The 6661-nt window shown below is 31.3% G+C and carries 8 protein-coding genes; all 8 read left to right on the top strand.

All coding sequences use genetic code 11. From position 1 onward, the window contains the following. Window positions 1-955: 955 nt before the first annotated feature. The 8 genes from ML462_RS15735 (at window position 956) to ML462_RS15700 (ending at window position 6412) form a co-directional block, all read left to right on the top strand. Entirely contained in the window at window positions 956-1426 is a 471-nt protein-coding gene (locus ML462_RS15735) for a hypothetical protein (protein ID WP_240714792.1), read from the top strand. Between the two features lie 13 nt (window positions 1427-1439). Next, on the top strand, window positions 1440-1706 hold the full coding sequence (locus tag ML462_RS15730) for a hypothetical protein (protein ID WP_240714791.1): 267 nt from the start codon (window positions 1440-1442) through the stop codon (window positions 1704-1706). Between the two features lie 166 nt (window positions 1707-1872). Continuing rightward, window positions 1873-2445: a hypothetical protein gene (locus tag ML462_RS15725; RefSeq protein WP_240714790.1), complete on the top strand. Its 573-nt coding sequence runs from the start codon at window positions 1873-1875 to the stop codon at window positions 2443-2445. A gap of 4 nt (window positions 2446-2449) precedes the next feature. After that, a complete protein-coding gene (locus ML462_RS15720; protein ID WP_240714789.1) occupies window positions 2450-3265 on the top strand; it encodes a hypothetical protein in 816 nt (271 codons plus the stop codon). Window positions 3266-3481: 216 nt separating this feature from the next. Beyond that, window positions 3482-3910: a hypothetical protein gene (locus tag ML462_RS15715; RefSeq protein ID WP_240714788.1), complete on the top strand. Its 429-nt coding sequence runs from the start codon at window positions 3482-3484 to the stop codon at window positions 3908-3910. Window positions 3911-4102: 192 nt separating this feature from the next. Beyond that, window positions 4103-4369 (top strand): hypothetical protein, encoded by a 267-nt coding sequence (locus ML462_RS15710; protein WP_240714787.1) that lies wholly within the window; start codon window positions 4103-4105, stop codon window positions 4367-4369. 485 nt (window positions 4370-4854) lie between these two features. After that, window positions 4855-5577: a hypothetical protein gene (locus ML462_RS15705; protein WP_240714786.1), complete on the top strand. Its 723-nt coding sequence runs from the start codon at window positions 4855-4857 to the stop codon at window positions 5575-5577. Window positions 5578-5728: 151 nt separating this feature from the next. Beyond that, window positions 5729-6412 (top strand): tetratricopeptide repeat protein, encoded by a 684-nt coding sequence (locus tag ML462_RS15700; RefSeq protein WP_240714785.1) that lies wholly within the window; start codon window positions 5729-5731, stop codon window positions 6410-6412. The last annotated feature ends 249 nt before the right edge of the window (window positions 6413-6661 follow it).

Genomic DNA, 6661 nt, shown 5'->3' with positions numbered 1-6661 from the left:
AAGTAGAAAAGAGAGGGGATTATCATTGTTGACGGAATCTCAAGTTCCCACGGTTCATGTAACCTTATTCCTCTCTTTTGTTCTTTCTGGTTATACATTCAAAATTTAGAGAAATTAAACTTAAGACAGTTCATCGCCAATAAGCGGCACCGTTAGTAAGAAAATAATTAACTTGACCAACAAACCAATACTAAGCCGACAAATCCGCGTCCCCTACTCCGCCAACTGGCTATAACCGAGACCGTTACCTGCAATAGCTCAGAAGAAAATTAGAAGACAATTTGACTACAGAAAAATTAAAATCAAGTATAAAATGGTGGGAATCCAAAAGATGGATTTTTAATATTCTAGTAGGTATTTCTGGAATAATAGCAATTTACAAAGCTTCGCACTTAGATACATTTTATTGGACCAATCGAGATATTTTTGGAATTCTAGTTTGGGGTATCGGTGCAAACATTTTTTATAGTTCCGGAATTTTACTCGAACTTTTCAATTGGTATTATCTAAAGGAAAAGTTTGATTTAAAGAATACCCGACGAATTTTAATTATTTTAGGTTTAATATTTAGTTGCTTATGGACATATTTTAATGCCTGGATTTGTTTTGCTAATCCACAACTATTTTAAAAAAAAGAATTAAAAAAATTAAATTTTACTTCCTAATTCTAATTAATTAGAAAATTTGAATTTAAAAAATATAAATATACTTCGCTACGGCAGGTAACAACGGTTCATCGCCAATAAGCGGCACCGTTAGTAAGAAAATAATTAACTTGACCAACAAACCAATACTAAGCCGACAACTCCGCGTCCCCTACTCCGCCAACTGGCGATAACCGAGACCGTTGTGAGCAATTTTGATAAAGAAAATTTTGAGTAAAAAATTTATTCTAATTACAATCTTAGGAATTATACTAGTAACAACGATTTTCCTATATAATTATCACGCGATAATGAATAAAATTTATGATATAGAAGAATGGTGGATTACTCGGAATATTATAGAATGGGAAAGTAATAAGAAATTAAATTGGGAAGACTTTAATTACGATCCTGATTATAAAAATATTTTTTATGCTAGAGTAGGAATTACAAATCGATTCAATTTAGAAAATCCGTTATCTATTAAAACTAAGACACTTTTTATTCCAAACGATTCTTTTGTTTCTGATACCAAAGATCAAAGAATATTAAGAGCTGCTCAACTTAGGTGGAGTTTATTAGAAATTTATAGAAGAGAAATGGTCTTAGAGTTTGACTCTCTAAAATCTATAAATAAGAAATTTTCAGTTGAGGATATGGGTAAATTATCCAGTAAATTTTATGACAAATTCGAAGCTGAATGGGATAGTTATCATGGATCATCGAATATAGATAAAAAATTGAACCAACTTGAAATAAGAGTAAACAAAGGATTAAATTGATAATTATCTAATCATGGATGGAAGTTTAGGACATTTTAAAGCTACTCTTCAGAGAAAAAAAGAAAAAGCTGAAAAGAAAGGAAATAGATCTGCAAATCATTCTTCAAATCCTGGTGAGAAGGTAGAATATAATTTTCCAAAACTTTCTAAAGAAGAATTAGAAAAAGTAAAGGAGAAAATTCGACGAGATAGCAGAAGGAGAAAGAAAAAAGAAATTATAGTTTTTATAATAATTCTAATTCTTTGTTCAATTAGTATGTATATAGTTTTTAGTAGTTAACAAAACAGCTCACAACAACGGTTAATCGCCAATAGCCGGTACCGTTAGACAGAAAATAATTAACTTGACCAACAACAAAATACTAAGCCGACAAATCCGCGTCCCCTACTCCGCCAACTGGCGATAACCGAGACCGTTAGCCACAATACCAACCAAAATGTAACTAATGAGTGAGATAAATTTAGATGTAAAACAGAATTATGAATATCTGGAAGAATTATCGTTTTCCGAAAAAAATATTCAGGAGGATCCAATTTTTTTAAAGGAAAAAGACAATAGAAAAGATTGGCTCAAAAATTCTGTAAAAGTTGAACATTCCACTGCTAAAGAAGAAATGTCTCTAATCATTGAGAAAAAATTGTTTCCGTATAAGTATGGAATCAAACTTCATTCTCCAAAATTCACTAAAAAACCCTTTTTCCGATTTGATTCTGATGGTCCAACCCACAGAAATAAAATAGAGAATTCGCTTTCAGACCAACCTATAACGACACCTCATTTCAACACTTATGATGAAAAAGGACAAGAGTTTGCATACAAAAGCGAAGTATTAAAAAGTGAAAAAGAAGCAAAAGCTATATCAGAAAATATTGAGTTCGGAATAAGTCACTTTTTTCAAGAAACCAATATTAAATTAAATGGAAAAGATGAATTTCCTGGACTTACTACCAAGAACCCAGAGTTATTTAAAATAGAAACACAAACCGATCCATTAAATGGAATTGAATTTTTAGATTAGCGTGATGGATGAATTATTAGACATTTTCCAAAATATCAAGAATGATTTTTGTTCTCTAACCAATTACAAAGTAAGAGGAGAAAGCTTAGAAATTATAACACCGTTTACAACTCTAAACAACAAATTTGTATCCGTATTCGTAAAAAAAATAAAGGACAAATATGTAATTTCGGATGCAGGCTGGACAGATTTAAATTACTATGATATAAATATCAGTGAGGATTCCGATGATATTATAGAACGTGTTTTCGCTTACTATCAAAAAAGTTTTGACGTTTCTACAACCACAGATAAAGCCGGAACAATCCATTATTTTAAATTTTGTTCAAGTCCAATAGAAATTCCTAGTAATGTCTATGATTTGGCAAACTTTATTGTAGGAGCTGTTAATGCTTTAGGAATTAGATATAAAGATGAAAAGGAGGAAAAAGAAAGAGAAACGTTTAGAAAAGATGCTAACAACTTTTTGAAAGCCCATTATAATGAAAATGTAAAGCTTCGAAAGGCATTAGATGATTTACAAAATATCAGGTTTAACGCCTTAATTTCAAAAAGTTCAGATATCTATCTAGTATCTTACGTTACAGGAAGTAGCTCTTACTATTTTACAAATGATCTTAGAAAAACAATTGTAAATTTTGAGATTTCAGAAAGATCTAAGTATAAGGACTACATCAGAGAGAAAGTTTCTATTATTAACGATAAGGCTGATGGATATCATCCAGAAAAATTAAGTAGTATGATGGATCTTCTTCAAGAAAAGGTAACCAGAGATCCAATCAAGTGGTCTGAGAAAGAGAGAATTTTAGAGATAATATAAAATGGTACTGTGGCTAACAACGGTTCATCGCCAATAGACGGCAGCCTTAGAAAGAAAATAATTAACTTGACCAACAAACCAATACTAAGCCGACAAATTCGCGTCTCCTACTCCGCCAACTGGCGATAACCGAGACCGTTGCCAACAAGCCAAAAAAATTCATGAAAGAAGAAAATGTCTGATTTTAAATTTTAATTGACCCGAACAAAACTAAAAATGAAGAAATACACTTTATTAATAATCATTCTAATTCTGACCTCTTGTAATTTCAAAGAAAAAAAATCTGAATTAAACTACCCTTTAGAAAATATAGAAATCAAATCAATCGAATTAGAAGGTTCAAATAAAAATTTTTCAGATACATTGATTCTAAATAAATTTTCAAAATCATTTCGAGAGTTAACAAATAAGGATTTAGTAACGGGAGAAAGATTACACGGAGCTACAAGAATATGCGATCTAAAAATAAAAACTAATGAAAATGATATTCTCCTTTTTATAGCTCGAAGTCAGGAAAATGAAGTGGTTGTAAGTTTTTTTGAATCTAAGAAAGAAGATAATTTTAATTATTTCCTTGGCGCATTATATGAAACAGATCAATTAATGAAAATGATAAAAAATGCAGGAATAAAATGTAAAAACTAAAACTTTGAAAATCGTCCAGGCCAGTTGGCAACAACGGTTCATCGCCAATAAGCGGCAGCGTTAGTAAGAAAATAATTAACTTGACCAACGAACCAATACTAAGCCGACAACTCCGCGTCCCTTACTCCGCCAACTGGCGATAACCGAGACCGTTGTGTGCAATGTTCAAAAAAATCCGAACTAAGAAAATAAGTGGAAAAAGAAGATTTTAATAAAATGAATAGAAAAGATAAGCCTCTAAATACTAAAGAATGGCTTACGTTTTTCTTCTTACCTTTCTTAACTACAAAACCTATTTGGAGAAATGATAATTTTCCTCAATCTGAACTTGAAAGATTTGAAAAATATGGTTTTGAAAAAAAGCTTGAACAAGCTAAGAAAACTCAAAAACTGGGAAAACTATTTTGGTTTGGAATAATGATTATTAGCATTCAGATTATTTTAGAACTAACCAATTAAAAACTTTGAATTAAAAAGATGATTAAAACAATTACCAACCGAATATTTCTGCTAAACATACTTTTAATAATTCTAACTTTTTTAATGTCAACTTTCTGGACTAATCTTGGATTGACGGATAAACAAAATGTTTTATTAGGTTTTATACTTGTGATTGTATTCGGGTTATCTGTTGGAGGATTATTTGCTGGGATTGTAGAGAGAAAATATAAGAATAAGAATCAAATTTTAGGAATTATAGGAAATCTGATTTTAGTTACTCTATTTATTATAACCTTCATTTTTGTAGTAAATGAAATGATGATCTAAGTGTGAGAACACAGCACACAACAACGGTTCATCGCCAATAAGCGGCACCGTTAGTAAGAAAACGATTAACTTGACCAACAAACCAATACTAAGCCGACAAATCCGTGTCCATACTCCGCCAACTGGCGATAACCGAGACCGTTGGGCAAAATTTAAAACAAAAAAAATTCAAAAAAATGAAGATTGATAAAGATTCTAGTTTACAGATTCTTTTTAATAATAAAGATAGATTTATAAACGAGTTAAAAGATAATTCACCTGAATGGGAAGAATCTGACAATGAAAAAATTAGTTCATTTCTCGATATTTCTGAAAAAGATAAATATGTATTCGCACAAACAGTTATAGATACACTGGATACGATTAAAATTAAAGATGAATTTGACTGTAATATCCTTAAAAATAGAAAATCGGAGTCTGGAATAATAATTTTAGATCAATCAGAATTATACATTTTTGAAGAATTTGAAGGGAAACTCAAAGTCATGAATTTTATAGTTTCACTTAAAGATGATTACTCAGATTTTCTGATGTTTACATTTGACTTGAATGAAAACAAGAAGATAGTTGCCACCAATATTGAAACGGAGGTTTGGAAAAAGTTTTTAAGGTGTCTGATTTATTTAGACTTCTTACCAACTGAAATAAAATATGTAAAACCAAATGAAAAAACTGGAACAAGAAAACAAGGGAAGGTTATAAATAAAACTGATCAAAAACTTATTTTAGTTACAAAAGCATGGAATCAAGAATATCAAACTGAACCCGGAACTAAGTTTTTCAGCAAACCGCATTGGGGAATAAGATGGACTGGACCTGGAAGAACTATTTCTACTGTTACATGGATTAAAGGTTCACTAAAAGAATATAATAAGGTTACAGAAAAGGAAAATCGATAATTAAACTTTGCCCAACATCGGTTCATCGCAAATAACGGGTATTGTAGAAAATGTGTAATTTTAGAGACCAATTATGGAAAAAACTAAGCCGACAAGTCCGCGTCCTTACTCCCGCAACTTGCGATAACCGTAACCGTTGTGCCAAATTAATATGAAAAAAATCCTCCTAATCATAATTCTGACGATTACTCAGATAACTTTTTCGCAAACAGATGAAATTGACAATTTAATGCTTAAAGCAAATGAAGCATTTAATAATTCAAATTTTGAAATAGCTAAAGAAAATTATCTCTCAATAATTAAAAAGGATTCCACCAATAAAGATGCAATTTTCAATTTAGGAGCGACCTATTTAAATCTTAACCAAAATGATAAAGCTTGCGAACAATTTCAGAGAGTTTATTCATTGGGAGCTATTGGAGCTTATGATGTTATAAATCAATATTGTGGAGAATTGAAATATACAGATAAGGTTTTTCAAGATCACGTCGATGATTTACCAAAATTTAAATACAACGGAGAATTTCTAGAATTAATAATTAGAAAGAAAGAATATCAAAAAGAGATTAATCCAGTTTTCGTAGACTTCTTAAAAACAGAATTCAAGAAATCTAAAGATTTAAAAAAGCTTAAAAAGAAATTCTATATCAAATTGAAAAGTGTCACAAAAGAAGGTGAACTTTTAGCAGAAATTGTCGGAGATATAAAAGATGGGAACAAGCAAAAAATTCTTGAAATATTACAAACTAAAACAGAATATTATCCCGCCATTTATCACGATCAAAAAGTAGAATTATTTGGTGGCGGATTCACATTGCCCGTAAGCGTAAATTAACTTGGCACAACAACGGCTCATCGCCAATAACGGGTATCATCGAAAAATTGTAATTTTAGAAACCAGGAAATAAAACAAATAAGCCGACAACTCCGCGTCCCAACTCCCGCAACTGGCGATAGCCGAGACCGTTACATGCCATTCGCCAGCCCTGGGCGAGCTCTCAGCATCAAGCAAACAGGAAGAAGCTAAGGAATAAAAAATCGTGGAACCGCTATCTTAGCGAGTTTGCTTGCGGCTAACGAAGAA

Origin of the sequence: Christiangramia lutea (assembly GCF_022489035.1) — a bacterium.
GTDB lineage: Bacteria > Bacteroidota > Bacteroidia > Flavobacteriales > Flavobacteriaceae > Christiangramia > Christiangramia lutea.
This window is presented reverse-complemented; position numbering and strand designations above follow the sequence as displayed.